At 74.8% G+C, this 26744-nt stretch carries 21 protein-coding genes, 1 other RNA gene and 3 pseudogenes; 12 read left to right on the plus strand and 13 right to left on the minus strand.

The window, feature by feature from the left end; translation table 11 throughout:
- Positions 1 to 23 precede the first annotated feature (23 nt).
- Positions 24 to 427, plus strand: an RNA gene (gene rnpB / locus QQY24_RS22050) — RNase P RNA component class A.
- 41 nt (positions 428 to 468) lie between these two features.
- Here rnpB and QQY24_RS22055 read toward each other — a convergent pair.
- Positions 469 to 798, minus strand: a pseudogene (locus QQY24_RS22055) (MazG-like family protein); the annotation flags it as partial.
- A gap of 38 nt (positions 799 to 836) precedes the next feature.
- Entirely contained in the window at positions 837 to 1382 is a 546-nt protein-coding gene (locus tag QQY24_RS22060) for a DoxX family protein (RefSeq protein ID WP_301974430.1), read from the minus strand.
- 284 nt (positions 1383 to 1666) lie between these two features.
- On the opposite strand from QQY24_RS22060, the gene QQY24_RS22065 reads away from it, so the two are divergent.
- Positions 1667 to 2914 carry a D-alanyl-D-alanine carboxypeptidase family protein gene (locus QQY24_RS22065; protein ID WP_301974431.1) on the plus strand — a complete coding sequence of 416 codons (1248 nt, stop codon included), beginning with the start codon at positions 1667 to 1669 and terminating at the stop codon, positions 2912 to 2914.
- A gap of 366 nt (positions 2915 to 3280) precedes the next feature.
- On the opposite strand, the gene QQY24_RS22070 is transcribed toward QQY24_RS22065, so the two are convergent.
- Positions 3281 to 4294, minus strand: coding sequence for a Gfo/Idh/MocA family protein (locus QQY24_RS22070; RefSeq protein ID WP_301976323.1), 1014 nt, complete (start codon positions 4292 to 4294; stop codon positions 3281 to 3283).
- 87 nt (positions 4295 to 4381) lie between these two features.
- Between QQY24_RS22070 and QQY24_RS22075 the strand changes: the two are divergent.
- From QQY24_RS22075 to QQY24_RS22090, 4 genes and pseudogenes are all read left to right on the plus strand, one after another.
- Positions 4382 to 5673 (plus strand): annotated as a pseudogene (locus QQY24_RS22075) (multidrug effflux MFS transporter).
- On the plus strand, positions 5625 to 6827 hold the full coding sequence (locus QQY24_RS22080) for a serine hydrolase (protein ID WP_301974432.1): 1203 nt from the start codon (positions 5625 to 5627) through the stop codon (positions 6825 to 6827). The pseudogene QQY24_RS22075 and the gene QQY24_RS22080 overlap by 49 nt, the downstream one beginning before the upstream one ends.
- 176 nt (positions 6828 to 7003) lie before the next feature.
- On the plus strand, positions 7004 to 8014 hold the full coding sequence (locus tag QQY24_RS22085) for a small ribosomal subunit Rsm22 family protein (protein ID WP_301974433.1): 1011 nt from the start codon (positions 7004 to 7006) through the stop codon (positions 8012 to 8014).
- A gap of 285 nt (positions 8015 to 8299) precedes the next feature.
- Positions 8300 to 9037 carry a bifunctional DNA primase/polymerase gene (locus QQY24_RS22090; RefSeq protein ID WP_301974434.1) on the plus strand — a complete coding sequence of 246 codons (738 nt, stop codon included), beginning with the start codon at positions 8300 to 8302 and terminating at the stop codon, positions 9035 to 9037.
- A gap of 49 nt (positions 9038 to 9086) precedes the next feature.
- On the opposite strand, the gene QQY24_RS22095 is transcribed toward QQY24_RS22090, so the two are convergent.
- The 4 genes and pseudogenes from QQY24_RS22095 to efeO form a co-directional block, all read right to left on the minus strand.
- Positions 9087 to 10079, minus strand: coding sequence for a hypothetical protein (locus QQY24_RS22095; RefSeq protein ID WP_301974435.1), 993 nt, complete (start codon positions 10077 to 10079; stop codon positions 9087 to 9089).
- A pseudogene (efeU, locus tag QQY24_RS22100) lies at positions 10039 to 11013 on the minus strand (iron uptake transporter permease EfeU). The gene QQY24_RS22095 and the pseudogene efeU overlap by 41 nt, the downstream one beginning before the upstream one ends.
- Before the next feature lie 3 nt (positions 11014 to 11016).
- Entirely contained in the window at positions 11017 to 12276 is a 1260-nt protein-coding gene (gene efeB / locus QQY24_RS22105; RefSeq protein ID WP_301974436.1) for an iron uptake transporter deferrochelatase/peroxidase subunit, read from the minus strand.
- Between the two features lie 76 nt (positions 12277 to 12352).
- The gene (gene efeO, locus QQY24_RS22110; RefSeq protein WP_301974437.1) at positions 12353 to 13489 is read right to left on the minus strand and encodes an iron uptake system protein EfeO; all 1137 of its coding nucleotides are present in this window, start codon (positions 13487 to 13489) and stop codon (positions 12353 to 12355) included.
- 209 nt (positions 13490 to 13698) lie between these two features.
- On the opposite strand from efeO, the gene QQY24_RS22115 reads away from it, so the two are divergent.
- Positions 13699 to 14343, plus strand: a complete 645-nt coding sequence (locus tag QQY24_RS22115; protein ID WP_301974438.1) for a PhzF family phenazine biosynthesis protein — start codon at positions 13699 to 13701, stop codon at positions 14341 to 14343.
- Between the two features lie 268 nt (positions 14344 to 14611).
- On the opposite strand, the gene QQY24_RS22120 is transcribed toward QQY24_RS22115, so the two are convergent.
- Entirely contained in the window at positions 14612 to 15259 is a 648-nt protein-coding gene (locus QQY24_RS22120) for a heme oxygenase (biliverdin-producing) (RefSeq protein ID WP_301974439.1), read from the minus strand.
- Between the two features lie 141 nt (positions 15260 to 15400).
- Positions 15401 to 16138 carry a type I methionyl aminopeptidase gene (gene map, locus QQY24_RS22125; protein ID WP_367658010.1) on the minus strand — a complete coding sequence of 246 codons (738 nt, stop codon included), beginning with the start codon at positions 16136 to 16138 and terminating at the stop codon, positions 15401 to 15403.
- Positions 16139 to 16315: 177 nt separating this feature from the next.
- Here map and QQY24_RS22130 point away from each other — a divergent pair, with 177 nt between their 5' ends.
- The 3 genes from QQY24_RS22130 (at position 16316) to QQY24_RS22140 (ending at position 17678) form a co-directional block, all read left to right on the plus strand.
- Entirely contained in the window at positions 16316 to 16567 is a 252-nt protein-coding gene (locus QQY24_RS22130; protein WP_301974440.1) for a hypothetical protein, read from the plus strand.
- Between the two features lie 129 nt (positions 16568 to 16696).
- Positions 16697 to 17422, plus strand: a complete 726-nt coding sequence (npdG, locus tag QQY24_RS22135) for an NADPH-dependent F420 reductase (RefSeq protein WP_301974441.1) — start codon at positions 16697 to 16699, stop codon at positions 17420 to 17422.
- A 13-nt stretch (positions 17423 to 17435) separates the two neighbouring features.
- Positions 17436 to 17678, plus strand: a complete 243-nt coding sequence (locus QQY24_RS22140; protein WP_301974442.1) for a hypothetical protein — start codon at positions 17436 to 17438, stop codon at positions 17676 to 17678.
- On the opposite strand, the gene QQY24_RS22145 is transcribed toward QQY24_RS22140, so the two are convergent.
- Positions 17668 to 18468: a site-2 protease family protein gene (locus QQY24_RS22145; protein WP_301974443.1), complete on the minus strand. Its 801-nt coding sequence runs from the start codon at positions 18466 to 18468 to the stop codon at positions 17668 to 17670. The two genes, QQY24_RS22140 and QQY24_RS22145, sit on opposite strands and share 11 nt — an antisense overlap.
- A gap of 271 nt (positions 18469 to 18739) precedes the next feature.
- Between QQY24_RS22145 and QQY24_RS22150 the strand changes: the two genes are divergently transcribed.
- Positions 18740 to 22003: a BTAD domain-containing putative transcriptional regulator gene (locus tag QQY24_RS22150; protein ID WP_301974444.1), complete on the plus strand. Its 3264-nt coding sequence runs from the start codon at positions 18740 to 18742 to the stop codon at positions 22001 to 22003.
- Positions 22004 to 22013: 10 nt separating this feature from the next.
- Here the strand turns inward: QQY24_RS22150 and QQY24_RS22155 are convergent, their stop codons facing one another.
- The 3 genes from QQY24_RS22155 to panB all read right to left on the minus strand — a co-directional run bounded on the left by QQY24_RS22155 (position 22014) and on the right by panB (position 24921).
- Positions 22014 to 22823 (minus strand): ABC transporter permease, encoded by an 810-nt coding sequence (locus tag QQY24_RS22155; RefSeq protein WP_301974445.1) that lies wholly within the window; start codon positions 22821 to 22823, stop codon positions 22014 to 22016.
- Positions 22820 to 23842 (minus strand): ATP-binding cassette domain-containing protein, encoded by a 1023-nt coding sequence (locus QQY24_RS22160; protein ID WP_301974446.1) that lies wholly within the window; start codon positions 23840 to 23842, stop codon positions 22820 to 22822. The genes QQY24_RS22155 and QQY24_RS22160 overlap by 4 nt, the downstream gene beginning before the upstream one ends.
- A gap of 212 nt (positions 23843 to 24054) precedes the next feature.
- Positions 24055 to 24921 carry a 3-methyl-2-oxobutanoate hydroxymethyltransferase gene (gene panB, locus QQY24_RS22165; protein WP_301974447.1) on the minus strand — a complete coding sequence of 289 codons (867 nt, stop codon included), beginning with the start codon at positions 24919 to 24921 and terminating at the stop codon, positions 24055 to 24057.
- 210 nt (positions 24922 to 25131) lie between these two features.
- On the opposite strand from panB, the gene QQY24_RS22170 reads away from it, so the two are divergent.
- A complete protein-coding gene (locus QQY24_RS22170; RefSeq protein ID WP_301974448.1) occupies positions 25132 to 26718 on the plus strand; it encodes an MFS transporter in 1587 nt (528 codons plus the stop codon).
- The last annotated feature ends 26 nt before the right edge of the window (positions 26719 to 26744 follow it).

Here is a 26744-nt window from a genome sequence, read left to right on the forward strand (position 1 = left end):
GGTACCATGGCCGACACGGCAGACGAGCCGGGCGGACGGCCGCGTGGAACCCCTTTCCGGGGGCTCCCCGAGGAACGTCCGGGCTCCACAGGGCAGGGTGGTGGCCAACGGCCACCCGGGGTGACCCGCGGGACAGTGCCACAGAGAACAGACCGCCGGGGGCCTCGGCCCCCGGTAAGGGTGAAACGGTGGTGTAAGAGACCACCAGTGCCCAGGGTGACCTGGGCAGCTAGGTAAACCCCACCCGGAGCAAGGTCAAGAGGGGACACCCCGGTGTCCCTGCGCGGACGTTCGAGGGCTGCCCGCCCGAGTCCGCGGGTAGACCGCACGAGGCCGGTGGCAACACCGGTCCTAGATGGATGGCCGTCGCCCCGGCGTCCGCGAGGACACCGGGGAACAGAACCCGGCGTACAGCCCGACTCGTCTGTCGTCCGACATGCCGTGGGCCGGGGGCCCGTTCGCGTCCTCCGGTCCCATCGGGCGCTGCGACACCCGTGTCAGGTGGTGCGTGAAGACCTCCCGCGCCTGCGGCGTCAGCGTCCGCAGGGCCACCAGCGCCGTGATCGCCACGTCGCACAGTTCCGCCCGGACGTCCTCCCAGGTGTGGGTGACGCCCTTGCGGGGGTTCTGGCCGGTCGCGCCGATGACCGCCTCGGCTACCTCGCCGACCTCCTCCGACAACTTCAGGACGCGCAGCAGGAGGCCTTCCGGGCCGGGGTGCGCGCGGGCGGCCTCCAGGCGGGCCCAGAGGTCGTCGATGGCCGGCCACAGGGCGGCGGCAGCGTGTTCGTCGGTCATGGGCCCGCAGCCTGCCACGCCGGCGGGGGCGACGGCCGCTACTCCTCGGACAACGCCCCCTGCTCCCCCTCGCCCCGCTGCCGCAGCCGCCTGCTCCGGACGCCCACCACGAAGGCCGCCACCGCCGCCGTCACGCCGAGGGCCGCCGGGACCATCCAGCCGCGGTCGAGGACGTGACCTGCGGCGTGGTCGAGGGAGAGCCGGCCGGGTCCGGTCACCGCGAGGCCGGCCGCCGTCAGGCCCAGGCTCGCCGGGTGCTCGTAGCCGCCCTCCTGGGCGAAGAAGCCGTTGGGCAGGTGGACCGCCGCGGCCCCCGCCATCGCGCCGGCCGCCGCCGCGCCCGCCGCCGGCGTCGCCAGGCCCAGCGCGAGCAGCGTGCCGCCGCCCATCTCCGCGAGGCCCGCCGCCGCCGCGCTCGCCCTGCCCGGCGCGTAGCCGACGGACTCCATGAACTGGCCGGTCCCCTCCAGTCCGTGCCCGCCGAACCAGCCGAACAGCTTCTGCGCGCCGTGCGCGGCCAGTACGCCGCCCGTCCCCAGCCGGAGCAGCAGCAGGCCCAGATCACGTCGGTCGTAACAGGTCACGGTGACTCCCGGTCGGCAGGTAAGCGGTCCTCTTCCGCGCAACCACCGTCGCACCCCCCGCACCACCGGGCCCGCCCCGCGTGCCGTTCGGGTGGCGGGGCCGACCCCTTCGCGTCCGCCGCCCCACCGCCCGCCCCGCCACCGCCCGTCACGGCGTCCCCTGCCCGGTGCGCGGGGCCCGGAAGGGGCCGACGGGGACTCAGTTCCTCCTCGGGCGGCGCATTCCAGCCGGTCGGGGGGCCGCCGTCGGGAAACCCCGGTGGGATGCGGTGTACCGTCCCCGGGTGCGTGAATGTTCCCGGCTCAGCCGGCGTGCCGTCCTCGGGCTGACGGCCGCCGCCCTTCCCCTGTCCACGGCCGCTCCCGCCGCCGCGACCACCGCCTCCCTCATCGGGGGTGAACGGCTGACCCGGGACGGGATCCAGGTGCGCGGTGCCACCGGACTGCCCCGGAAGCTCACCGCCCGGGCGTGGCTCGTCGCCGACTGCGCGAGTGGGGAGGTGCTCGCCTCGTGCAACGCGCACCGCCGCCTCGCGCCCGCGTCCACCCTCAAGATGCTGTTCGCGGACACGGTGCTGAAGAAGTTCGACCGCACCGAGCGCCACCGGGTCACCGACGCCGAGCTCGCCGACGTCCCGGCCGGCTCCAGTCTCGTCGGCATCAAGCCCGGCATCACCTACACCGTGGAGCAGCTGTGGCAGGGCGTGTTCCTGCGCTCCGGCAACGACGCTGTGCACGTGCTCGCGCACATGAACGGCGGAATCGCCGAGACGGTCGCCGAGATGCAGGCCAGGGCCACCGACCTGCGGGCCCTGGACACCCGGGTGGTCAGCCCCGACGGCTTCGACCACCCCGGCCAGCTCTCCTCGGCGTACGACCTCACGCTGTTCGCCCGCCACGGACTGAAGGACGCCGACTTCCGCGGTTACTGCGGCACGAGGACCGCCGACTTCCCGGCGGGCGGCGGCAGGACCTTCCAGATCCAGAACACCGACCGCCTGCTGACCGGGGCGTGGGGCCTCGGCACGTACCAGGGCCTGATCGGCGTGAAGAACGGCTACACCAGCCACGCCGGCAACACCTTCACCGGCGCGGCCACCCGGGGCGGCCGGACCCTGCTGGTGACGGTGATGCACCCGGAAGCCGGCGGCAACGCCGTCTACGAGCAGACCGCCGCACTGCTCGACTGGGGCTTCGGCCACGGGCGTTCGGCGCGGGCGGTGGGCACGCTGGTCGAACCGCTCGGCGGGGGCGGTGCGGCGGCCGCGAGTCCGGTGGCCGCCGGCAAGGCGGCCCGGGCCGCGGCCGGCGCTCCCGGCGCGGCGGCCGCCCGTCCGTCGTCCTGGCGGCTGCTGGGCGGCGCCGCCGGGGCGGTGGCCCTGCTGGGCGCGGGGACGTGGGCGCTGCGGCGGCGCGGGCCCGCGGCGACGGGGACGACCGGGACGACCGGGACGACGGGGAACGCGGGCGGTCCGGCGACCGGAACGGGCGGCGCGGGCGGCGCGGACACCGGTGGCGGGCGGCGGAGTTGAGGTCCCGGGCACAGCGCCCGGACGTCCGCGGCAGCCGTTCCACCCGCCGGTGCACACCTCGCGGTGCCCCGCGGGCCCGCCCCCACCGCGCTCCGGTGGAAGGGCCGCCGGCCCCCTCGATGTGGTCGCGGAATCCCCCTGCCCATATGTGAAGCTCTCGTGGAGAGGATGCGAACGCGGGGGCCCGGCCGCCCGCAGGGGCGCGGGCGTCCCCGCTCCGCCCGTGCCCGTGGGGCGGTTGGGGCCCGGCCCCGGCCGGTGCCGGAACCGGCCCGCTCGCCACCGCGGTCCCCGGCCGCCCGCCGGTCACGGCCGGGCGGCGCGGACGGACGCCCCGCCCCGCGGGGCCGGGTGCCCGCCGTGCGGTCACGCCGTGGCGCCGGCCGTCTCCCCGGGATACCGCACCCCGGCCTGCTCCCGTATCGCGTCCAGCGTGCGCATCACCGCGAGGCTGCCGTCCAGCGGCACCAGCGGCGACTGCTTCTCGCCCGCCCGCAGCGCCCGCATGACCTCCAGCGCCTCGTGCCGGAAGGTGGCGCGCGGGCCGTCGGCGGGGTCGGCGGCGAACTCCTCGGGGTCGCGGCCGTCGCGGTGCAGCACGAACCGGTCGGGGTCGAAGAAGCCGGACGGGACGTCGATGCGGCCCAGCGAACCGGTGACCGAGGCGGTGACCGCCGTACCGCCCGCGATGGAGCAGTGCAGCGAGGCCAGCGCGCCGCTGTCCCAGGAGAGCAGGGCGCCCGTCTGGAGGTCCACGCCCTCCTCCGAGAGCACCGCCCGCGCGGTGATCCCGTCCGGCTCGCCCAGCAGCAGCTGCGCGAACGACACCGGGTACACGCCCAGGTCCAGCACCGCCCCGCCGCCGAGCGCGGGGTCCCGCAGCCGGTGACCCGGGGGGAAGGGGCCCGCCAGCCCGAAGTCCGCCTGCACCGTGCGGACCTCACCGACGGCCCCGTCGTCCACGAGTGCCTTCAGGCGCCGGATCAGCGGGTTGCAGTACATCCACATCGCCTCCATCAGGAAGCGGTCGTGCTCCCGCGCCAGCGCCACCAGCTCCCCGGCCTCGCGGGCGTTGAGCGTGAACGCCTTCTCGCACAGCACGTTCCGCCCGGCCGCCAGGCACAGCCCGGCCGCGGCCCGGTGCGCCGAGTGCGGCGTGGCGACGTACACGACGTCGACGTCCGCGTCCCCGGCCAGGCCCTCCCAGTCGCCGTGGGCCCGTGCCACCCCGAACCGTTCGGCGAACGCCTCCGCCGACTCCTTGCGGCGCGAGGCGACCGCCACGATCTCCGCGTCCGGCAGGTCCACCAGGTCCGCCGCGAACGCCGCCGCTATCCCGCCCGTCGCCAGGATCCCCCAGCGCACGCTCCGCTCCGCCATCCCCGCCCCGCTCTCGTTCATGTGTGCCCCGGCAGTATGTACGAGCTGAGAGCATAGGTGCCGGTCATCAGCGAGAAGGAGGGGCACATGTCCGAGCACGCGACGGCACCGGCACCGAAGGCGGACCGCGCATCCACCGGCGTCCGGCCCCCGGCCGCCGCGCGCGGCACCGGCCTGCTCGTCACCCTCGTCCTGGGCGGCCTCACCGCCACGCCCCCGCTCGCGATGGACATGTACCTCCCGTCCCTGCCGGAGGTCACCCGCTCCCTGCACGCCCCCGCCGCCACCGTCCAGCTCACCCTGACCGCCTGCCTGCTCGGCATGGCCCTCGGGCAGCTGGTCGTGGGCCCCATGAGCGACCGCTGGGGCCGCCGCCGCCCGCTGCTGGGCGGCCTCGCCGTCTACGTCGTCGCCACCGCCCTGTGCGCCGTGGCCCCGAACGTCGGGACCCTCGTCGCCCTCCGGCTGGCGCAGGGCCTCGCGGGCGCCGCCGGCATCGTCATCGCGCGGGCCGTCGTGCGCGACCTGTACGACGGGGTCGCGATGGCCCGGTTCTTCTCCACCCTCATGCTGATCTCCGGGGTCGCCCCGATCGTGGCCCCGCTGATCGGCGGGCAGATCCTGCGGGTGACCGACTGGCGGGGCGTGTTCGTGGTCCTCACCGTGGTCGGGGCCGTCCTCGGCGCGGTCGTCTGGTTCCGGCTGCCCGAGACGCTGCCGCCGGCCGGCCGGCACGAGGGGGAGCGGCCGAGGCCCTGCGGGCGATGCGCGGCCTGCTCGCCGACCTGCCCTTCACCGGCTACATGCTCTCCGGCGGCTTCGCCTTCGCCGCGCTGTTCGCCTACATCTCCGCCTCCCCCTTCGTCGTCCAGGAGATCTACGGCGCCTCCCCGCAGACCTTCAGCCTGCTGTTCGGCCTCAACTCGGTCGGCCTGGTGATCGCCGGCCAGGTCAACGGCAAGCTGCTGGTGGGCCGGGTCAGCCTGGACAAGGTGCTCGGCGCCGGGCTCGCGGTGATCGTGCTCGCCGCGACCGCCCTGCTGCTGATGTCCGCCGGCGCCTTCGGCGAGGTCGGGCTCGCACCCGTCGCCGCCGCCCTGTTCGTGCTGATGTCCGCGATGGGCCTCACCCTGCCCAACGCCCAGTCCCTCGCCCTGCTGCGCACCCGGCACGCCGCCGGCTCCGCCTCCGCGCTGCTCGGCACCTCCTCCTTCCTCGTCGGCGCGGTCGCCTCCCCGCTCGTCGGCATCGCCGGTGAGCGCACCGCCGTGCCCATGGCGGTGGTCCAACTGGCGGGGGCGCTGGTCGCCGCGGCCTGCTTCGTGGGAATGTGCCGTCCCTGGAACGCGACGGCGGGACCGGAAGGAGACGGCAACTGAGCGCACCGAGACTGCGCGCCGACACACCGGAACGGGCCGGGCTCGACCCCGTGGAGCTCGCCCGCCTGGTCGACGAGGTGCACGCCCTCACCGCCGGAGCACGCCCCTGGGCGGCCGGCGCCGTCGCCGTGGCCGGACGCGGTCCCGTCGTCGCCGTCGCCGAGGCCGCGGGCTGGGCCGTGCGCTACGCCTCCTACGACCCCGCGGCCGACAGGGGGGTCGAGCTGCCGCCCGCCGCCAGGGTCCCGATGACCGTCGACACCCCCTTCGACCTGGCCTCCCTCACCAAACTGTTCACGTCCGCCGCCGCCGTGCAGCAGATCGAACGCGGCACGCTCGGCATCGACGCCCGCGTCGGCGCCTTCCTGCCCGAGTTCACCGGCGCCCGCGGAGTCACCGTGCGGCAGCTGCTCACCCACACCTCCGGACTCCGTCCCGAACTGCCCCTGTACGACTGCCCGGACGCCACGGCCCGCCACGCCCTGCTGCGTGCCGAGGCCCCCATCGGCGAGCCCGGCACCCACCGGTACTCGGACCTGAACATGCTGCTGCTCCAGTTCCTGCTGGAGCGGATCACCGGCCGCCCCCTGGACGTCCTGATCGAGGACGGCATCACCCGCCCGCTCGGCATGTCGGCGACCGCCTTCGGCCCCTGCCCCGGCGCGGCGGCCACCGAGGACCAGCGGCGGCCGTGGGCCAAGGCGCACCGGGGCATGCTGCGCGGCGTGGTCCACGACGAGAACGCCTGGGCACTCGGCGGTGTCGCCGGCCACGCGGGCCTGTTCTCCACCGGCCGCGACCTGGCGGTCTTCTGCCGGGCCCTGCTCGCGGGCGGCGCCTACGGCCCCGCGCGCGTCCTCGGCCCCGACTTCGTGGAGCTGATGCTGACCCCGCCGGGCCTCGGCTTCGCCGTGGACCAGCCGTGGTTCATGGGCGGGCTGGCGGGCGGGGGAGCGGCGGGCCACACCGGGTTCACCGGAACATCGCTGGTGCTCGACCCCGCGACGGACACCTTCCTGGTGCTGCTGGCCAACGCCGTGCACCCGCGCCGACGCCCCCCGGACAGCAGGCCCAGGGCGGCGGCGGCGAGCCGGTTGGCCAGGGCGGTGCGGGCCGCGTGGCAGCCGGGCGCGTTCGGCCCGCCGGGCGGCTGACGGCGGGCCCCGGCGGGACCCCGGCGGGAGGGGCGGCGACGACCCGGTCGGTCCGGTCGGTCCGTGCGGCGGACCGGCGGCGGGGCTCCGAGGGGCCGGGGCGGGATACGGGAGGACGGGAGGCGGGCGGTCCGGGCCGGGCCGGCGGCGTCACCGGGCGGCCATAGAATCGCCGGGTGAACGACCCCGTACGCCCGGCCGAGCGACTCCGCGCCACCCTTGACGACGTGCTCGCGGGGCTGCCTCCCACGCAGGCCGCCTCGGCCGTGGACCGGCTGATCGCCGCCTACCGCGGAGCCACCCCCACCGACGCGCCGATCCTGCGCGACCACGCCGACGTGGCCGCCTACGCCGCCTACCGGATGCCGGCCACCTTCGAGGCGGTGCGCTCGGCCCTGGAGGCGTTCGCGGACACCGTCCCCGGGTGGGCGCCCGGCAGCCACGTGGACGTCGGCGGCGGCACCGGCGCGGCGACCTGGGCGGTGGCCGCCACCTGGGAGGGACGGCGGCCGGTGACCGTGCTGGACTGGGCCGAGCCCGCGCTCGCCCTCGGCCGGCGGATCGCCGCCGACCACCCCGCGCTGGGCGGTGCCCGCTGGCAGCGCGCCCGCATCGGGACCGCGCTCACCCTGGACGACACCGACCTCGTCACCGTGTCGTACGTCCTCAACGAACTCGACGAGGCCGACCGCGCCGCCCTCGTCGACGCCGCCGCGGGCGCCGCGCGGACCGTGGTGATCGTGGAGGCCGGCACCCCCGCCGGCCACGGTCGCGTCATCGAGGCCCGCGACCGCCTGGTCCGCGCCGGGTTCCGCGTCGCCGCGCCCTGCCCGCACAGCGCCGCCTGCCCCCTCGTGCCCGGCACGGACTGGTGCCACTTCTCCGCCCGGGTCAGCCGCTCCTCCCTGCACCGCCAGGTCAAGGGCGGCTCCCTCGCCTACGAGGACGAGAAGTTCAGCTACGTCGCCGCCACCCGGCTGCCCGCCGCCCCGGCCCCGGCGCGGGTGGTGCGGCGCCCGCAGATCCGCAAGGGCCAGGTGCTGCTGGACCTGTGCGGGGCCGACGGGCGACTGCGCCGCACCACGGTCACCAAGCGCCACGGCGTCCGGTACAAGGCGGCCAGGGACGCCGACTGGGGCGACGCGTGGCCACCGGACCCCGCGGACCCCGGCACCCCGCTGCCGTGACGGAACCGACCCGCCGGCGCGCGGGGAGGGGCGGCGGCGGGACCCCGGCGGCCCGCCGGCGGACCCGTGGCGTGCCCCGCCCCGCCGCCCGCCGACGGGCCCGTCACGACGGCTGCCCCCCCCCGGGGCGCCCCGGGGCGCCGCAGGGGAGTGCCCCGGTGCGCCCCCGGCGTGCTGTGAGTCGTCCCTCCGTGCCCCCGCCGGATCCCGGCCGCGGTCTCCCCGGGCGCGGGAAGGTGGGACGATGGGGCATGCTGTCCGCACCACGGCGAGGCGAGGGGATAGATGAGCGCGACGTTCGGCGGCCGCACCGGCCGGCAGGGCAAACTCTCCCAATGGCTGCGCGGACGCCGCCCGAAGGAGGCCGCCGGCGACGGTGGCCGTGAGGCCCTGCTGCTCGCCGCCGCCGCGGCGGGACTGCCCCTCGCGCCCGCCGCGCACCCCGCCCACGGCTACCGCTGTTCCTGCGACCGCGTGGGCTGTCCCACCCCGGCCCGGCACCCGGTGTCGTTCGCCTGGCAGACCCAGTCCACGACCGACCGCGCGCAGATCGAGCACTGGGCCCGGCACCAGCCGCAGGCCAATTTCATCACCGCCACCGGCATGGTGCACGACGTCCTGGACGTGCCCCTGGAGGCCGGCCGGCAGGCGCTGGAGCGGCTGCTGAAGGCCGGTGTGGAGGTCGGCCCGGTCGCCGGGAGCGACGACGGCCGCATGCTGTTCTTCACCCTCACCCGCGGCACCCCCGAGGACGAGGACGAGTGGTGGCCCTGCGAGCTGGACTGCCACCCGGAGACCATGGACGAGCACCCGGGCCTGCGCTGGCACTGCCGGGGCTCCTACGTCCTCGTACCGCCCGCCCTGCTGCCCGGTGACGACGACCGGCGGGTGCGCTGGCTGCGCGGCCCCGAGCATCCGCTGCCCGACCCGCTGAGCCTGCTCGAAGCGCTCACGGACGCCTGCGCCCGCCACGCCGGCACGGAACCGGGCCACGCGGGCGCGGCCTGGCCGCCGCAGCGCTGAGGCGCAGGTCCGCCCCGGTCCGGTCCCCCCGGTCCGCCCCGGCGCCGTCCTACCCGCCCTGCGCCCGCGTCAGCCCCTGCACCCGCCCCAGCACCGACACCGCACCGCTGCCCGCCGGGTCCAGGGCGACCTCGTTGGAGACGGACTCCAGCGTCAGCGACTGCTTGATGCGGCCCTTGGTCAGGGCCTGCACGTCCCTGTTCGGGACCGGCACGGAGGTGCCCGCGGCGGCCGTCTGCTTCTCGTAGTGGTGCGAGGCGAAGAACACCAGCGCCCCGCCGTCCGCCGTGCGCAGCGCGAGCGGCGCGTAGTCACCGCGGGTGAGCGGCTCGTCGACGTACTGCCGGACCAGGCCCGGCTTCTCGGCCTGCTTCCGCCGGGTCGCGCGCCAGCCGCTGGTCTGCGGACCGTCCGCGAAGGTCTTCCCGCCGTCCTCCAGGTACGCCGCGTAGCGCGCGCTCAGGTCGGCGGGCGGCACCGCGAGCCCCGCGGAACCGGCGGGCACGGCCTCGGCCCAGCCGTCCGCGTCCGTCCGGAACTCCGGTACGTCACCGGGTGCGACCAGGGTCAGGAACGCCACCTGCCAGGGCTCGCCGAGGCCGTCGCGCTCGAACACGAGCAGCCAGCGGACGTCGCCGCCCTTGTTGCCGCGGGCGTCCGCGACGAACCAGCGGGGCCAGCCGGCCTTCTTCGGGATGGTGTACTTCGCGTCCGTCAGCTCCAGCGGCGTGTGGTGCGGGTTGCCGGCCGGGCTGTTGAGGTGCCCCGCCCTCAGCCGGGCGCCGTCGATGTCGGCGAGGGCGCCGGCGACGCGGTCCTCGTCCAGGGAGCGGTCGTAGGCCTTGTCGGCCCCGTTGTACGCCGCGGTGAACGCGCTGAGCGCCCTGGCGGCCTCGGCGCGCGTGGCCGCGGGGAGCACCTCGCGTTCCCCGTGCACCACCACGCATCCGCTCGCCGTCAGCGACAAAGCGGTCAGCGAGGCCGCTATGAGTGCGTTCCGGTCACGCCTGCGGAGCCCGCGACGCCTGCGATCCCTGCTCATGAGGTGCCTTCACCCTCCCCTTTCCGGAGGCGAACCCTACCGGGGCGGGGAGGGGCGCGGACGGCCGGTTCCGCTACTCGGACTCGGCCCCGGCCGGCGCCGGCCGGGCCGGACGCCCGCGCAGACGGGCCCGGAACTCCGGGGTGAGGAGGAAGACGCCGAGCGTCGGCACCAGGTAGACGGCCCACACCGTGAGCTGGAGGACCGTGGGGTCCGGCTGGAAGTTGAAGACGCCCTTGAGGAGGGCGCCGTACCAGCTGTCCGGCGAGATGGTGCCGCTGATGTCGAAGGCCAGGTTCCCGATGCCCGGGATCCAGCCGGCCTCCTGCAGGTCGTGGAAGCCGTACCCCAGCACGCCCGCCGCGACCACGACCAGCATGCCGCCGGTCCAGGTGAAGAACCTGGCGAGGTTGATCCTCACCGCGCCCCGGTAGAACAGCCAGCCGAGGAGCACCGCCGTCGCCAGGCCCAGCGCGACGCCGATCAGCGGACGCGGGGTGCCGTCGGAGGCCGCGTGCACCGACGCCCACACGAACAGGGCGGTCTCCAGGCCCTCCCGGCCCACGGCCAGGAACGCGGTGGCGACCAGCGCGCCCGTGCCCATCGCGAGCGCCGCGTCCAGCTTGCCGTGCAGCTCCGACCTCAGGTGCCGGGCGGTGCGCCGCATCCAGAACACCATCCAGGTCACCAGGCCGACCGCGATGATCGACAGCGAGCCGCCGAGCGCCTCCTGCGCCTGGAACGTCAGCTCCTGCGAACCGAATTCGAGGGCGCAGCCGAAGCCCATGGCGATGGCGACCGCGATGCCGATGCCGATCCAGATCGGCCTCAGGGCGTCCCTGCGGCCGGTCTTGACCAGGTAGGCGATCAGGATGCAGACGACGAGCGACGCCTCCAGGCCCTCGCGCAGGCCGATCAGGTAGTTGGAGAACACGGGCTACGCCTCCTTCGAGAACAGCGTGCGGCCCCACCAGTCGCCGGAGTCCCGGACGCCGGGCGGCACCGCGAAGACCGCCGATCCCACGTGCTGGATGTACTCGTTGAGCGCGTCGTGCGCCGACAGCTTGCGCTGCAGCGGGATGAACCCCTTGCGCACGTCCCGCTGGTAGGCCAGGAAGAACAGGCCCGCGTCGAGCCGGCCGAGGCCGTCGGTGCCGTCGGTGAAGGAGTAGCCCCGGCGCAGGATGGTGATCCCGCCGTTGGCGTCGGGGTGCGCCAGCCGCACGTGCGCGTCCGGCTTCATCGCCTTCAGGAACGGCGCGTCGTGCTCCTTGGCCTTGCCGACCGGCGCCCCCTCGCGCTTGTCCCGGCCGAAGACGTCCTCCTGCTCCTGCAGCGAGGTCCGGTCCCACGTCTCGATGTTCATCCGGATCCGCCGGGCGACCAGGTACGACCCGCCGGCCATCCAGTCGGGCCCGTCCCCGTCGCCGACCCAGACGAACTTCTCCAGCCGGTCCGTCTCGGTGCCCGCGATGTTGCGGGTGCCGTCCTTGAACCCGAAGAGGTTGCGGGGGGTCTGCGCGCCCGGGGTGGTCGAGGAGGTCTTGCCGAAGCCCAGCTGGGACCAGCGCACGGCGACCGTGCCGAAGCCGATGCGGGCCAGGTTGCGGATGGCGTGCACGGCGACCTGCGGGTCGTCCGCGCAGGCCTGGATGCACAGGTCGCCGCCGGTGCGGGACTTCTCCAGGTTGTCCCCGGGGAAGGCGGGCAGGTCCACCAGGGCCTCGGGCCGCCGGTCCGCCAGGCCGAACCGGTCGAAGAGCGACGGCCCGAACCCGATGGTGAGCGTCAGCCGGGACGGCTTGAGCCCGAGCGCCTCGCCGGTGTCGTCCGGCGGGGCTTCGGCGAGCCCGCCGTAGGCGCCCTCACCGACCGGCTCGCCGGCGGTCATCCGCCGGGCCGCGGCCGTCCAGTCCTTCAGCATCCGCACGAACTGGGCGCGGTCCGCGGTCTTCACGTCGAACGCCGCGAAGTGCAGCCTGTCCTGCACAGGGGTGGCGATGCCGGCCTGGTGGACGCCGTGGAAGCGCACCGCGCCGCCCGCGTCGGCGGCGGCCGGGTCCACGTCGTCACCCGTCCTGGTCATCGCTACCGCACCGCCGGCCGCGGCGGCGCCGAACGCGAGTCCGGCCCCGCCCCAGCCGATCAGCGCCCGGCGCGACGGAGTGCTCTGCCGGCTTCCCTGGGTCTCGGCCATCGCCTGTGTCCCCGTCCTCGTCGTCCTCGTCGTCCCGTTGTCCCTGCTGTCCCTGCTGTCCCTGCTGTTCTCGTTCCTACTTCACGACCGCGGCGGCCAGCTTGGACAGCGGCTCGGCGAGCGCGTTCACCGCGTCCGACAGCTCCTTGCGCTGCTCCTCGGTGACCTTGTCGTAGGAGACGAAGTCGTAGGAGTCCTTGGCGGAGCGGTACTTGTCCAGCAGCGTGTTCAGCGCCGCGAACTGCTTGTCCAGCTCCCCGGCCAGCGCCGGGTCGTTCTTGGCGGCGACCGGCTTCAGCAGCTCGTAGGCCTTCTGCGCGCCCTCGACGTTGCCCTTGAAGTCGACCAGGTCGGTGTGCGAGTAGGCCTCCTCCTCGCCGGTGACCTTGCCGGTGGCGACCTCGTCCAGCAGTTCCTTGGCGCCGTTGGCCATGGAGGTCGGGGTGATCTCCGCCTTGCCGACCCGGCTCCGCCAGTCCTTCAGGTCCGTCAGCAGCCGGCCGGCGACGTCCTTCTCCGCGGGGCCGACCTTCCCGTCCTGCCAGAGCGCCTGCTCCAGGCGGTGCCAGCCGGTCCACTTCTGGCCGGCCTCCAGGTCGCCCTTGCGGATGTCGACCTTCGGGTCGATGTCGCCGAAGGACTCCGCGACCGGCTCGGTGCGCTCCCAGCCGAGGCGGGAGGGCGCGTAGGCCTTCTTGGCGGCGTCGACGTCGCCCGCCTGGACCGCCTTGACGAAGGTCTCGACGAGCGGCAGCGTCGCGTCGGCCTGGTCCTGCGCGTACTGCCGGTACGCGGCGACCGCCTTGTCCAGCCCGGGGTTCCGCTCGGCGGCGGCGCCGGAGCCGGTGACGGTCAGTTTCTGCCGGACGCCGTGGCCCTTCATGCCGGGGCGGCACGCGATCTCGTACGAGCCGGCCTTCACCTCGGCGGTCAGCGTGTACTTGGTGCCGGGGCCGATGTTCTCCTTCTCGGAGACGATCCGGTCGTCCGGGAAGACGATCTCGACCTCGGTCGCCTTCGACCCCTTGTTCTCGATCCTCAGCGTGACCTGGCCGGCCGGGACCGACTTGGCGGAGGTCTCGCACGTCGAGTCGGCCGCCGTGACCCGGATGGCGTCGCCGTCCTCGGCGCCGCTCTTCGCGGTGCAGGCCGAGAGGGCGGTCAGGGCCGTCGCGGTGGCGGCGGCGGTGACGGTCAGTCGGACGGCTCGCATGCAGGCTCCCGGCGAAGGACGATGTGGTGAGGCTCACCTAAGTTACCTGAGGCTTACCTCAGACATGCCCCTCTGGATCGTGATTCTGCTCTCACGGGGGTGATCACGGGCACGGTCCGGCGCCGCCGGCCCGGAGCCGACCCCGCGCGACGGTCGGGGCCGCCTCCGGGTGCGCGCGCCCGCCGGTGCCGCGGTGCTTCAATGCCCGCGTGACTGACTACGACGTGCTCCGCGTCTTCTGCGGGCCGAACGGCGGCTACGGCAACGAACTGGGTGTCGTCCGTGAGGGCTCGGTCCTGCCCGGGCGCGGCGACCGGCAGGCGCTGGCCGCCAAACTGGGCTTCAGCGAGACCGTGTTCGTGGACGACCCCGAGCGCGGACTGATCGACATCTACACCCCCACCCTGCGCCTGCCCTTCGCCGGCCACCCCTGCGTCGGCACGGCCTGGCTGCTGGACGTGCCCGAACTGGTCACGCCCGCCGGGGTCGTCGGCACGCGTCTGGACGGCGAGTTCAGCTGGATCGAGGCCCGCGCGGAGTGGGCCCCGCCGCGCACCCTGCGCCAGTACGCCACCGCCGCCGAGGTGGACGCCCTCGACGTGCCGCCGCCCGGCGAGTGGCTCTACGCCTGGGCTTGGGAGGACGAGGCGGCCGGCCGCGTCCGCGCCCGCGCCTTCCCGGGCCGCGGCGACGGCGTCGAGGAGGACGAGGCGACGGGGGCGGCGGCCCTGCTGCTGACCGAACGGCTGGGCCGTGCGCTGAACATCGTCCAGGGCAGGGGTTCGCAGATCCTGACGGCACCGCAGCCGCACGGGTGGGTGGAGGTCGGGGGGCGGGTCGTGCTGGAGCGCTGACCGCGCGGCCGGGCGCCGGCGGTCCCGCGCGTCCCCGTGCGGGCGCTCCCGCGCACGCCGGCGGCCGGCGCCGGCGGGCACGGCGCGGCCGACCGCGGCCCGTACCGGTGCGGACCCGGCTCGCTCCGAGGCCGCACCGGCCGGGCCGACCGCACCGGCCGCACCGACCGCACCGGGCGGGCCGGGCGGGCCGGCGCCCACTGCGGCGACCGCGGCGACTGCCCGCGCAGGGGCCCCCGGGGCCGCCCCCGGGCCCCGTCGCCGCGGCTCACGCGGACCGCCGGACCTCCTCGTCCAGCGCCCGGAGGACGGCCGAGTTCAGCGCGAAGGCCCGCTCGCGCTCCGCCACGATCCGCCGCTTCTCCGGTCCGTCCGCCGCCGCGCCGTCCAGCAGTTCGCGGTACCGCCGCTTGAACGCGGCCGGGTTCGCGGTGTCCTCGAAGACGGGGAAGCGGACCCCGTCGCCCTTCCCGGCGAAGCCCCACGTCCGCTCCGCCCGGTCCCGGATCACCTGGCCGCCGGACAGGTCGCCGAGGTAGCGGGTGTAGTGGTGGGCGACGTAACCGCCGGGCCGGTGCTCGGCGCAGTCGCGCACCCGGCCGGCGTACGCCCGGGTCGCCGGCAGGGCGCGCAGCCCCGCCCGCCACCGCGGTCCGCGCAGGTGCGCCAGGTCCCGCTCCAGCGCGGGCAGCCGGAACGGCTCCGGCCGCAGGAACGGGCCCACCAGCGGATCCGCCGCCAGCCGTTCGGCCGCGCCCTCCAGCGCCTCGTACACGAACCACAGCTGCTCCGTGTAGCGCGCGTACGCGTCCACGCCGAGCCGTCCGCCCAGCAGGTCGTCCAGGAAGGCCGAGGACCCCGCCTCCGCGTGCCGCGCGTGCGTCGCGGTGCGGACGAGGGTCGAGAACGACTCCACGGCACTCTCCTCGGTTTGCCGACGGCCTGTCGGCAGGTTTACCGACGGGACGTCGGGAAGGCGGGGGCGCGCGGGCGGGGACCCGGGGACGCGAAAGGGCCCGCCCCCCGAGCGGGGAGCGGGCCCGGCGTGCCGTGCCGGTCACGGCAGGGTCAGGACGTCCGCCCCGGTCTCCGTCACCACCAGCGTGTGCTCGAACTGCGCGGTCCGCCTGCGGTCCTTGGTCACGACCGTCCAGCCGTCGTCCCACATGTCGTACTCGTGCGTGCCCAGCGTCAGCATCGGTTCGATCGTGAAGGTCATGCCCGGCCGCATGACCGTCGTCGCGTGCGGGCTGTCGTAGTGCGGGATGACCAGGCCCGAGTGGAACGAGGAGTTGATGCCGTGCCCGGTGAAGTCGCGGACGACGCCGTAGCCGAAGCGCTTGGCGTACGACTCGATGACCCGGCCGATGACGTTGACCTGCCGGCCCGGCCTGACCGCCTTGATCGCCCGGTTCAGGGACTCCCGGGTCCGCTCCACCAGCAGCCGCGACTCCTCGTCCACGTCCCCGACCAGGTAGGTGGCGTTGTTGTCGCCGTGCACCCCGCCGATGTACGCCGTCACGTCCAGGTTGACGATGTCGCCGTCCCTCAGGACCGTCGAGTCCGGGATGCCGTGGCAGATGACCTCGTTGACGCTCGTGCACAGCGACTTGGGGAAGCCCCGGTAGCCGAGCGTGGAGGGGTAGGCGCCGTGGTCGCACATGTACTCGTGGGCGATCCGGTCCAGCTCGTCGGTGGTGACGCCGGGCGCGATGGCCTTCGCGGCCTCCGCCATCGCCCGCGCGGCGATGCGGCCGGCGACCCGCATCGCCTCGATGGTCTCCGGGGTCTGCACCTCCGGCCCGGTGTACGGCGCGGGGGCGGGCTTGCCGACGTACGGGGGGCGGCGGATGTTCCCGGGTACCGAGCGGGTGGGGACAGCTCCCCTGGGACGAGCAGCGACTGGCCAGACATGTCAGCGAGTCTAACCAGCGGCCGCGGGGGAACATGTCGGTGGCGAGAGGAGCTGGTCATGGCCCTGTTCAAGAAGCGCACCGCCGGCAGGCCGGGCGAGTGGTTCTACTGCCTGGAGCACAAGAAGGTCGAGGAGGGCCCGGAGTGCCCGGCCAAGGACCGCTTCGGGCCGTACGCGAGCCGGGAGGAGGCCCGGCACGCGATGGACACCGCGCGCGAGCGCAACCTCCAGTGGGAGAACGATCCGCGCTGGCACGACGCGTCGGCGGGCGCCCGCGGCGCGGACGAGGACCGGCGGGCGGACGGGTAGGCCGCCGGGGCGCCGGACTCCCCCTCGGGACGGGGGACTTGGGCGCCCGTCGGCCCCCGGCCCCGCCGGTTCGGCCGTTCCGGCCCACGTGACCGGGTGCCGTCACCGACGCGGACGTAGAGTCGGCGCATGACCTCTACCGACAGCGCACAGATCTCCGCGAAGGCCCCCGCGAAGGCCGCCGCCAAGGACCCCTGGGACCTGCCCGACGTCTCCGGGCTCGTCGTCGGCGTGCTCGGCGGCACCGGCCCGCAGGGCAAGGGCCTCGCCCACCGGCTCGCCAGGGCCGGCCAGAAGGTGATCATCGGGTCCCGGGCCGCCGAGCGCGCCCGGGCCGCCGCCGAGGAACTGGGGCACGGTGTCGAGGGCGCCGACAACGCCGAGACCGCGCGCCGCAGCGACGTCGTGATCGTCGCCGTGCCGTGGGACGGCCACGGCGAGACGCTGGAGTCCCTGCGCGGGGAACTGGCCGGCAAGCTCGTCGTGGACTGCGTCAACCCGCTCGGCTTCGACAAGAAGGGCGCCTACGCCCTCACGCCCGAGGAGGGCAGCGCCGCCGAGCAGGCCGCCGCCCTGCTGCCGGACTCCCGGGTGACCGCCGCCTTCCACCACCTGTCGGCCGTGCTGCTGCAGGACCCGGAGATCGAGGAGATCGACACCGACGTGATGGTGCTGGGCGAGGAACGCGCCGACGTGGAGATCGTCCAGGCGCTGGCCGGCCGCATCCCCGGCATGCGGGGCGTCTTCGCCGGCCGCCTGCGCAACGCCCACCAGGTCGAGGCGCTGGTGGCCAACCTGATCTCCGTCAACCGCCGGTACAAGGCACACGCCGGGCTGCGCCTCACCGACCTGTGAGCCGAGGGGGCCGATGGGGGACACTGGTCGTCGTAGCAGTGTCCCCCGACAGGAGCCGACCCCCATGCCCCGCATCGCCCTCTACACCCTCGCCGTCTGCCTCCTCGCCGTGGCCGCGGCGGTCGTCTCCTTCGTCCAGGGCAGCTGGCTGGGGATCGTCTGGATGCTGCTGGCGGGGCTGTCGTCCAACATGACCTGGTACTACGCCAAGCGCGAGCGGGCCGTCGCGGCCCGGGGCAAGCCGTTCACGGGCTGACCAGGCAGAGGTCCGGGGTGCCGTTCCAGAAGCGGTAGAGCCAGTAGCCGCAGTCGGAGGAGCCCGCGCCCACGTCCAGGCCGCGCAGGACCGCGTCGATCAGGTCGAAGAACACGGCGTTGACCGACGGCACCCACAGCAGCGCGAACACGAACAGCAGGCCGAACGGCGCGAACGGCTCCACCTGCCGCTTCACGCCGGCCGACAGCCACGGCTCGACCACGCCGTACCCGTCCAGGCCCGGCACCGGCAGGAGGTTCAGCAGCGCCGCCGTCACCTGGAGCAGGGCGAGGAACGCCAGCGCGTGGCGGAAGACGGGGGGCACCCCGTCCAGGGCGTGCAGCCAGAACGGCGCCGTGCACACCGCCGCGAACAGGACGTTCGTCAGCGGGCCCGCCGCCGAGATCAGGCTGTGCCGCCAGCGACCCCGGATGCGGTGGCGCTCGATGAACACCGCGCCGCCCGGCAGCCCGATCCCGCCCATGACCACGAACAGCACCGGGAGCACGATGCTCAGCAGCGCGTGCGTGTACCTCATCGGGTTCAGCGTGAGATAGCCCTTGGCACCGACCGAGACGTCCCCGCTGTGCAGGGCGGTGCGCGCGTGCGCGTACTCGTGCAGGCACAGGGAGACGATCCACGACGCCGTCACGAACAGGAACACCGCGAGGCCCGGCCGTGCCGCGAACCCGGTCCAGGTGGCCCAGCCGGTCACCGCCGTCACGGCCAGGATGCCGACGAACACAGGACTGAGGCGCCGGTCGCCGCGGCTGGTGGTGACGGTGGTCATCGTCGGGCTCCTGTCGGGTGGCGGTCGAGGGCCCGACCGTACCCGGCGGGGACTCGCGGGGAAAACGTCTCGCGGTGGCCGTCCGGTTCCTGGAAGGTGGGGGAATGACACGGACGAGGGTCCCGCGCGCGAACCGGTGGCCGGCGCGCCCCGGCGCGTCCCCCGCCGCGGACGGGGAGGTCCGCCGCCGGCCGGCCGCCGGCGGCGGGGAGGGCGTGCCGGACGGCACGCCGCCACGGTCCGGTGATCGGCCCTGAGCGCTCCGGGGACAATGGACCCCGTGCGCTACCGCCTCCTCGGTCCCACCCAGGCACTCCGCCCCGACGGCACGCCCCTGCCGGTCGGCGGGGCGCGGCTGCGTGCCCTGCTGACCGTGCTCGCGCTGCGGGCCGGCCGGACCGTGCCGGCCGGCGTGCTCGTCGACGAGGTGTGGGGCGCCGAGCCGCCCGCCGACGCGGCCGGCGCCCTGCAGGCGCTGGTCGGCCGGCTGCGCCGGGCGCTCGGCGCGGACGCCGTCGCCTCCGCGGACGGCGGCTACCGCCTCGCCGCCGCCCCCGACGACGTCGACCTCACCCGTTTCGACCGGCTCACCGGCGAGGGGCTGCGCGCCCTGGCCGACGGCGACCCGGCCAAGGCCGCCGCCGTCCTGGACGACGCCCTCGCCCTGTGGCGCGGACCCGCCCTGGCCGACCTGCCCGGCCACACCGCCGACGCGGCCCGCTGGGAGACCCGCCGCCTGGACGCCCTGCGCGCCCGGCACACCGCCGCCCTCGCCCTCGGCCAGGCCGAGCAGTCCCTGCCGGAGCTGGCCGCGCTGTGCGACGGCCACCCCCTGGACGAGCCCCTGCAGGCCCTGCGCCTGCGCGCCCTGCGCGACGCCGGCCGCCCCGCCCAGGCCCTGGCCGCCTACGAGGACGTGCGGCGGCTGCTCGCCGACCGGCTCGGCTCCGACCCCGGCCCCGAATTGCGCGCCCTGCACGCCGAGCTGCTGACCGGCGCGGACCGGCAGCCGCCGTCCGCGCCGTCCGCCGCCCCCGGCAACCTGCCCGCCCGGCTCACCTCCTTCGTCGGCCGGGAGCCCGACATCGCCGCCATCGGCGCCGACCTGGCCGCGGCCCGCCTGGTCACCCTGCTCGGACCCGGCGGGGCCGGCAAGACCCGGCTGTCCCAGGAGGCCGCCGAGGCGGTGCGGCCCACCGCCCGGGACGGGGTGTGGCTGGCCGAACTGGCACCGGTGGACGACCCGGACGCCGTACCGCAGGCCGTGCTGACCGCGATCGGCGCCCGCGAGACCGTGCTGCACGGCGCCGGCGTCGAGGGCATGCGCGCGGTCGCCGACCGGTACGGCGACCCCGTCGCCCGGCTCGTGGAGCACTGCGCCCGGCGCCGGATGCTGCTCGTCCTGGACAACTGCGAGCACGTGGTCGACGCGGCCGCCCGCCTGGTGGAACGCCTGCTGGCCGGCTGTCCGGAGCTGACCGTGCTCGCCACCAGCCGTGAACCCCTCGGCGTGCCGGGGGAACTGGTGCGGCCCGTGGAGCCGCTGCCCGAGCCGGTGGCACTGCGGCTGCTCGCCGACCGGGGCGCGGCGGCCCGGCCCGGATTCCGGGTGCAGGACGATCCGGAGGCGTGCGCCGAGATCTGCCGCCGCCTCGACGGCCTGCCCCTGGCCATCGAGCTGGCGGCGGCCCGCCTGCGCGTGCTGGCCCCGCGCCAGATAGCCGACCGGCTGGACGACCGGTTCCGGCTGCTCACCTCCGGCAGCCGCACCGTACTGCCCCGCCAGCAGACCCTGCGGGCCGTGGTCGACTGGTCGTGGGACCTGCTCGACGCGGACGAGCGCGACGTCCTCGGCCGCCTGTCGGTCTTCGCGGGCGGCTGCGACCTCGCCGCCGCCGAAGCGGTCTGCGGTCCCGCCGCGCTGGACGCGCTGGGCTCCCTGGTCGACAAGTCCCTGGTGGTGGCGGCCCCGTCGGCCGAGGGCGGCATGCGCTACCGGCTCCTGGAGACCGTCGCCGAGTACGCGGCCGAACGGCTGGACGAGAGCGGGCACCGGACCGGGGCCGAACGCGCCCACCTGACGTACTACCGCGAACTGGCCCGCACCACCGACCCGTTGCTGCGCGGCCCCGGGCAGCGTGCCGCCATCGACCGGCTCCAGCTGGAGTACGAGAACCTGCGCACCGCCCTGCGGCACGCCGTCGCCGCCGGCGACGAGCAGGAGGGGCTCTGCCTGGTGCTGTCGCTGGTCTGGTACTGGCAGATGCGCGACCTGCGCCTCGACTGCCGCACCTGGTGCGAGGAGGTCATGGCGCTCGGCCCCGACCCCTTCGCCGAGCCGGTCCGCCCCGCCCGCCCGGTGTGGCAGCGCTGCACCGACACCCCGCCCCCGCTCACCGGCGAGGTCCTGCAGGAGGCCCGGCGCGGCGTGCACCTCGCCCACCTCGCCTGCATGGACACCGAGCTGGACTGCTGGCAGACCCCCGACGCCCAGGCCAAGCTGCGCGCCGTCACCCGGGTCTACCGGCCCGGTCTGCCGCAGACCTGCCGGGTCCCGGGCAGCCTGTGGTTCTTCGCCGAGATGTTCACCGGCGGCGCGGACCGGCTGCGCGCCATCATGGACGCCACCGTCCGCACCTGCCGGGAGGTCCCCGGCTACGAGTGGGAGCTGGCCGGTGCCCTGCAACTGCGCGCCAACGTGCTCGCCAACCGCACCGAGTGGGCGGGCGACGCCGCCCGCGACGCCGACGAGGCCCTGGAGATCTTCCGCCGCCTCGGCGACGCCTGGGGCACCGCCGAGGCGCTGTCCGCCCGCGGCGAGGCCCACGAACGCAGGGGCGCCTACCGGGAGGCCGCCGCCGACTACGGGGCGGCCGTCGAGCACGCCGGACGGCTCGGCGCCCACGTCCAGATGGCGGTGCTCGGCGCCCGGCTGGGCAGCGTGCTCATGGAGGCGGGCGAGACGGAACGCGGCGAGCGCATGCTGCGCGACGTCATCGCCCGCTCGGACGGCGCCACCGACGAGGCCATGCCCATCGCCCGGATCTTCCTCGCCTGCTGGCTCGGCCTGACCGGCCGCACCGCCGAGGCGCGCGAACAGCTGCGCGCCCTGCGGGAGGAGTACCGCATCGCGCACTTCGTCGTCTTCGACGCCCTGATCCGCTGTCAGGAGGCCTGGGTGGACGCCCTCGACGGCCGGTGCGAGCAGGCGCTGACCCGGATCCGCGGGACGCTGCGGCTCGCCGGGGACCCGCTGTCGCAGACCCTCACCCCGCACCTGCACTCCGTCTGCCTGCACGTGGCGGGGATGGCCCTGGCCGGCCTGGACGGCGGCTCCCGCGCCGCGGACGGCGCCCGCTGCCTGGGCGCCGCCGACACCCTCATGCCGCCCGGCCACACCTTTTCGGGCGTGGAGCGCCGGGCGTACGAGCTCACCGAGGCGCGGCTGCGCGCGGCCCTCGACCCGGCCGCCTACGACGCCGCGTACGCCGAGGGCGGCGGCCTCTCCCTCGCGGAGGCCACCGCCCTGCTGTGAGCGCGGGCCCTCAGGCCTTGGTGCGGAACTTGTGGATCGCCACCGGTGCCATCACGGCGCTGATCGCGACGGACCAGCCCACGGTCACCCACAGGTCGTGCGCGACCGGTCCGCCCACCATCAGCCCGCGGGCCGCGTCCGCGAGCGCGGAGAGCGGGTTGTAGTCGGTGAAGTGCCGCAGCCAGTCGGGCATCGACTGGGTCGGCGCGAAGATCGACGAGCCGAACTGGAGCGGGAACAGCACCAGGAAGCCCATCGCCTGCACGGACTGCGCGTTCTTCAGGATCACGCCGAGCGTGAGGAAGACCCACATGACGGACGAGGCGAACAGCGCGGACAGGCCCATGGCGGCGAGCAGACCGGGCCAGCTCGTGATGTCGAAGCCGACCAGGACGGCGACGGCCATGAGGACCACGGTCGCGAACAGCATCCGCGCCAGCTCCACCGCGATCTTCGCGAACAGCACCGAGCCGCGCCCGATCGGCAGGGACCGGAAGCGGTCCATGACACCGCTGTTGAAGTCCTGGCTGAAGCCGGTGCCCACGCCCTGCGACATCGTCATGCTCATCATCGCCAGCATGCCGGGGATGACGTACTGCACGTACCTGTGCTGGCCGCCGCCCAGCGCGAGGCCGATCGAGCCGCCGAAGACGTACACGAACAGCAGCGTGAACACGATCGGCATCAGCAGGGCGTCGAACATCGACTCCGGGTCCTGCCGGATCCACAGCAGGTTGCGGCGGATGAGCGCGCCGGTGTGCCGCAGGTGCCCGCGCAGCGGGATGCGGACGTCGGTGTCGGTCAGGGTGCCGGCGCTCATGCGACGACCTCCTCGCGGGGTTCGGCGGGCGTGGTGTCCTGGGGGGCGGTGGCGCGGTGGCCGGTGAGGGACAGGAACACCTCGTCCAGGCTGGGCAGTTCGGTGGTGATGGCGGAGAGGGTGATGCCCCGCGCGGTGACCGCGCCGACCGCGGCGGTCAGCTGCTCGTCGCTGAGGATGGGCACCAGCAGGGTGCCGGACTCGGTGTCCACGGTGGTGGTGGCGAGCCCGGTGATGCCCAGCTCGTCCAGCATCGCGGCGAGCGGCCGCAGCTGCCGCGGGTCCACCGGCCGGACGCGCAGGGTGCGCCCGCCGACCCGGGCCTTCAGCTCCTCGACGCCGCCGTTCGCGATGACCTTGCCGCGGTCCACGACGGTCAGCTCGGAGGCGAGCTGCTCGGCCTCCTCCATGTACTGGGTGGTCAGCAGGACGGTGACCCCGTCGCCGACCATCGCCCCGACCTCGTCCCACACCTCGTTGCGGGTACGGGGGTCGAGGCCGGTCGTCGGCTCGTCGAGGTACAGGACCGCGGGACGCCCGATCATCGAGGCGGCCAGGTCCAGCCTGCGCCGCATGCCGCCGGAGTAGGTGCTCGCCGGGCGCCGGGCGGCCTCCGTCAGCGAGAACCGCTCCAGCAGCTCGTCGGCGCGGGCGCGGGCGTCCTTGCGGGACAGGTCGAGCAGCCGCCCGATCAGGTACAGGTTCTCCCAGCCCGGGAGCTTCTCGTCCACCGAGGCGTACTGGCCGGTGAGGCCGATCACCCGGCGCAGCTGGCGGGGCTGGCGCACGACGTCGTAGCCGGCCACGGTGGCCTGCCCGGCGTCCGGGGTGATCAGGGTGGACAGGATCCGCACGAGGGTGGTCTTGCCGGCGCCGTTGGGGCCGAGCACGCCCATCACGGTGCCCTCGCGCACGTCCAGGTCGACACCGTCCAGTGCCCTGGTCGTGCCGTAGTGCTTGACCAGCCCCCGTACGGTCACGGCGGGGCGTCCGCCGGCGGGGTCGTCGATTCGCGTCATGGGGGAGACGATGCCAGGGCCCGCCGACAAACGGCCGACACCTTGCCTACACCCGGCCTGCGGCCCCCGACGGCTTCCCGGCACGACGGCGGACGGCCGCGCCCGGGCCGGCCGCCGGCCCGGGCGCGGACGGGGGACAGCCCGCCGACGGGGGACGGTCGGCGGGCTGTCCGGGGGTGGTGCGGCAGTGGCCGGGCCGGCGCCCGGGGCGCTCAGTGGACGGAGTGCTCCTCCAGCGGGAACGTCCCGCCGACGACGTCCTCGGCGAACTCCTTCACCGCGCTGTCCATGGCCTCGCGCAGAGCGGCGTACTTCTTCACGAACTTCGGCACCCGGCCGGACGTCAGCCCGAGCATGTCGGTCCACACCAGCACCTGCGCGTCCGTCTGCGGCCCGGCCCCGATGCCCACGGTGGGGATGTGCAGCACCCGCGTCACCTCGGCCGCCAGCTCGGCCGGCACCAGCTCCAGGACCACCGCGAAGGCGCCCGCGTCCTGCACGGACTTCGCGTCCCGCAGCAGTTGCTGGGCCGCCTCCTCGCCCCGCCCCTGCACGCGGTACCCCATGGCGTTGACCGACTGCGGGGTGAGCCCGATGTGGGCCATCACGGGGATGCCGGACTCCACCAGCAGCCGGATCTGCTCGTGCGAGCGCTCGCCGCCCTCCAGTTTGACGGCGCCGACCCCGGCCTCCTTCACCAGCCGGGTCGCCGAACGCAGCGCCTGCACCGGGCCCTCCTGGTAGGAGCCGAAGGGCAGGTCGCCGACGACGAGGGCGCGGCTGGTGCCCCGGACGACGGCCGCGGACAGCATGGTCATCTCGTCGAGGGTGACGGGCACGGTCGTGTCGTACCCCAGGTGGCAGTTGCCCGCCGAGTCGCCGACGAGGAGCACCGGGATCCCGGCCTCGTCGAAGACGGACGCGGTCATCGCGTCGTAGGCGGTGAGCATGGGCCACTTCTCGCCCCGCTCCTTGGCGAGGGCGATGTCGCGGACGGTGATGCGGCGGGTGCCCTTCCCCCCGTACAGCGCCTTGCTGCCGTCGGAGGGCTTGTTCCGGGCAGCCGAAAGCTGCGTCATGGCAACGGCTCCTTCATCATCTCGAGGCGCCCTGACGGCGTCCCCGGACCGTCTCCATGGTGGCACCTCGCGCCGAAGGGGACCAGAGGACCCCGGTGTGATCCCCGCGGTGGTGGTCACCCGGCGGGGGAAGACCGCGGCGTGCAAGGCCTCGGTAAAGAATTCAAATACGATACGGTTCCGTATTGGAACGACCGTAGGGTTGACCACATGACTACGTCCGTCCCCGCCTCCCGGATACCGGAGGCCGTCCACCGGCGACGCTGGGCGATCCTCGGCGTGCTGATGCTGAGCCTGCTGATCGTCGTCCTGGACAACTCGATCCTGAACGTCGCCATCAAGACCATCGCCACCCCGGCGCCCACCGGCCTCGGTGCCACGCAGAGCCAGATCGAGTGGGCGATCAACTCCTACACCCTCGTCTTCGCCGGCCTGCTGTTCACCGCCGGCCTGGTCGGCGACCGCCTCGGCCGCAAGAAGGTGCTGCTCGGCGGCCTCGTCGTGTTCGGCATCGGCTCGGCCCTGGCCGCCGAGTCCGGCTCCCCGGGGCAGCTGATCACCTACCGCGCCGTGATGGCCCTCGGCGCCGCCTTCGTGATGCCCGCCACCCTCGCCGTGCTGATGAACGTCTTCGAGCGCGAGGAACAGCCCAAGGCCATCGGCATCTGGGCCGGCGGCGTCGGCCTCGCCATCGCCATCGGTCCGATCACCGGCGGCGCGCTCCTCGACCACTTCTGGTGGGGCTCCGTCTTCCTCGTCAACGTGCCCATCGTGATCGTCGCCCTGGCCCTGATGCTCTGGCTGGTGCCCGACTCGCGCGACCCGCACCCCGGCCGCCTCGACCCCATCGGCGTGGTCCTGTCCGTCGTCGGCCTGGTCCTGCTCGTCTACGGCATCATCAAGGGCGGTGAGCTGGCCGACTTCACCGACGTCAAGGTGCTGGTGCCCGTCGTCGCCGGACTGGCCGTCCTGGTCGCCTTCGTCGCCTTCGAGGCGCGCACCGACCACCCGTCCCTGGACGTCACCTACTTCAGGAACAAGGCCTTCTCGGCCGCCATGAGCGCCATCGCGCTGGTCTTCTTCGCGCTGATGGGCGTCACGTTCTTCGGTGTCTTCTACACCCAGAGCGTGCGCGGCTACTCGCCGCTGGAGTCCGGCGTGCTGATGCTGCCGCTGGCCGCCGCCCAGATGATCTTCGCCCCGCGGGCCCGGCTGGTGGTCCAGCGGTTCGGCAACAAGGCCACGACCACCACGGGCCTGGTGCTGATCGCGGCGATGCTGGCCGCCTTCGCCACCTTCGAGGCCGACACGCCGATCTGGTTGCTGGAGGTCGTCTTCTTCCTCATGGGCACCGGCATGGCGCACATCATGACGCCGACCTCCGTCGTCATCATGCAGGCCCTGCCGCGCGAGAAGGCCGGCTCCGCCTCCGCGCTCAGCAACACCTTCCGCCAGGTCGGCGGCGCCCTCGGCATCGCCGTCCTCGGCTCGGTGCTCGCGACGGCCTACCGCAACGGCATCGAGGGCAAGCTCGGCCCGGTGCCGCCGGCCCTGCGCGACACGGCCGGCGAGTCCATCGAGGCCACCCTCGGCATCGCCGGGAAGCTCGGCCCGCAGGGCAGGGCCCTGATCGGCCCGGCCAACGACGCCTTCCTGCACGCCATGCACGTCACCGCCCTGTGCGGTACGGGCGTCGCGCTCATCGGCGCCGTGGTGGTGGCCCTGTTCCTGCCGGGCAGGCCGCCGGCCGGCCCGCGGGACGAACGGAGGACGGAACTGGTCACCACGGCGGACTGACCGCTGCCTGCGCCACCACGGGGGAA

Source organism: Streptomyces sp. TG1A-8 (assembly GCF_030499535.1).
Lineage (GTDB): Bacteria > Actinomycetota > Actinomycetes > Streptomycetales > Streptomycetaceae > Streptomyces.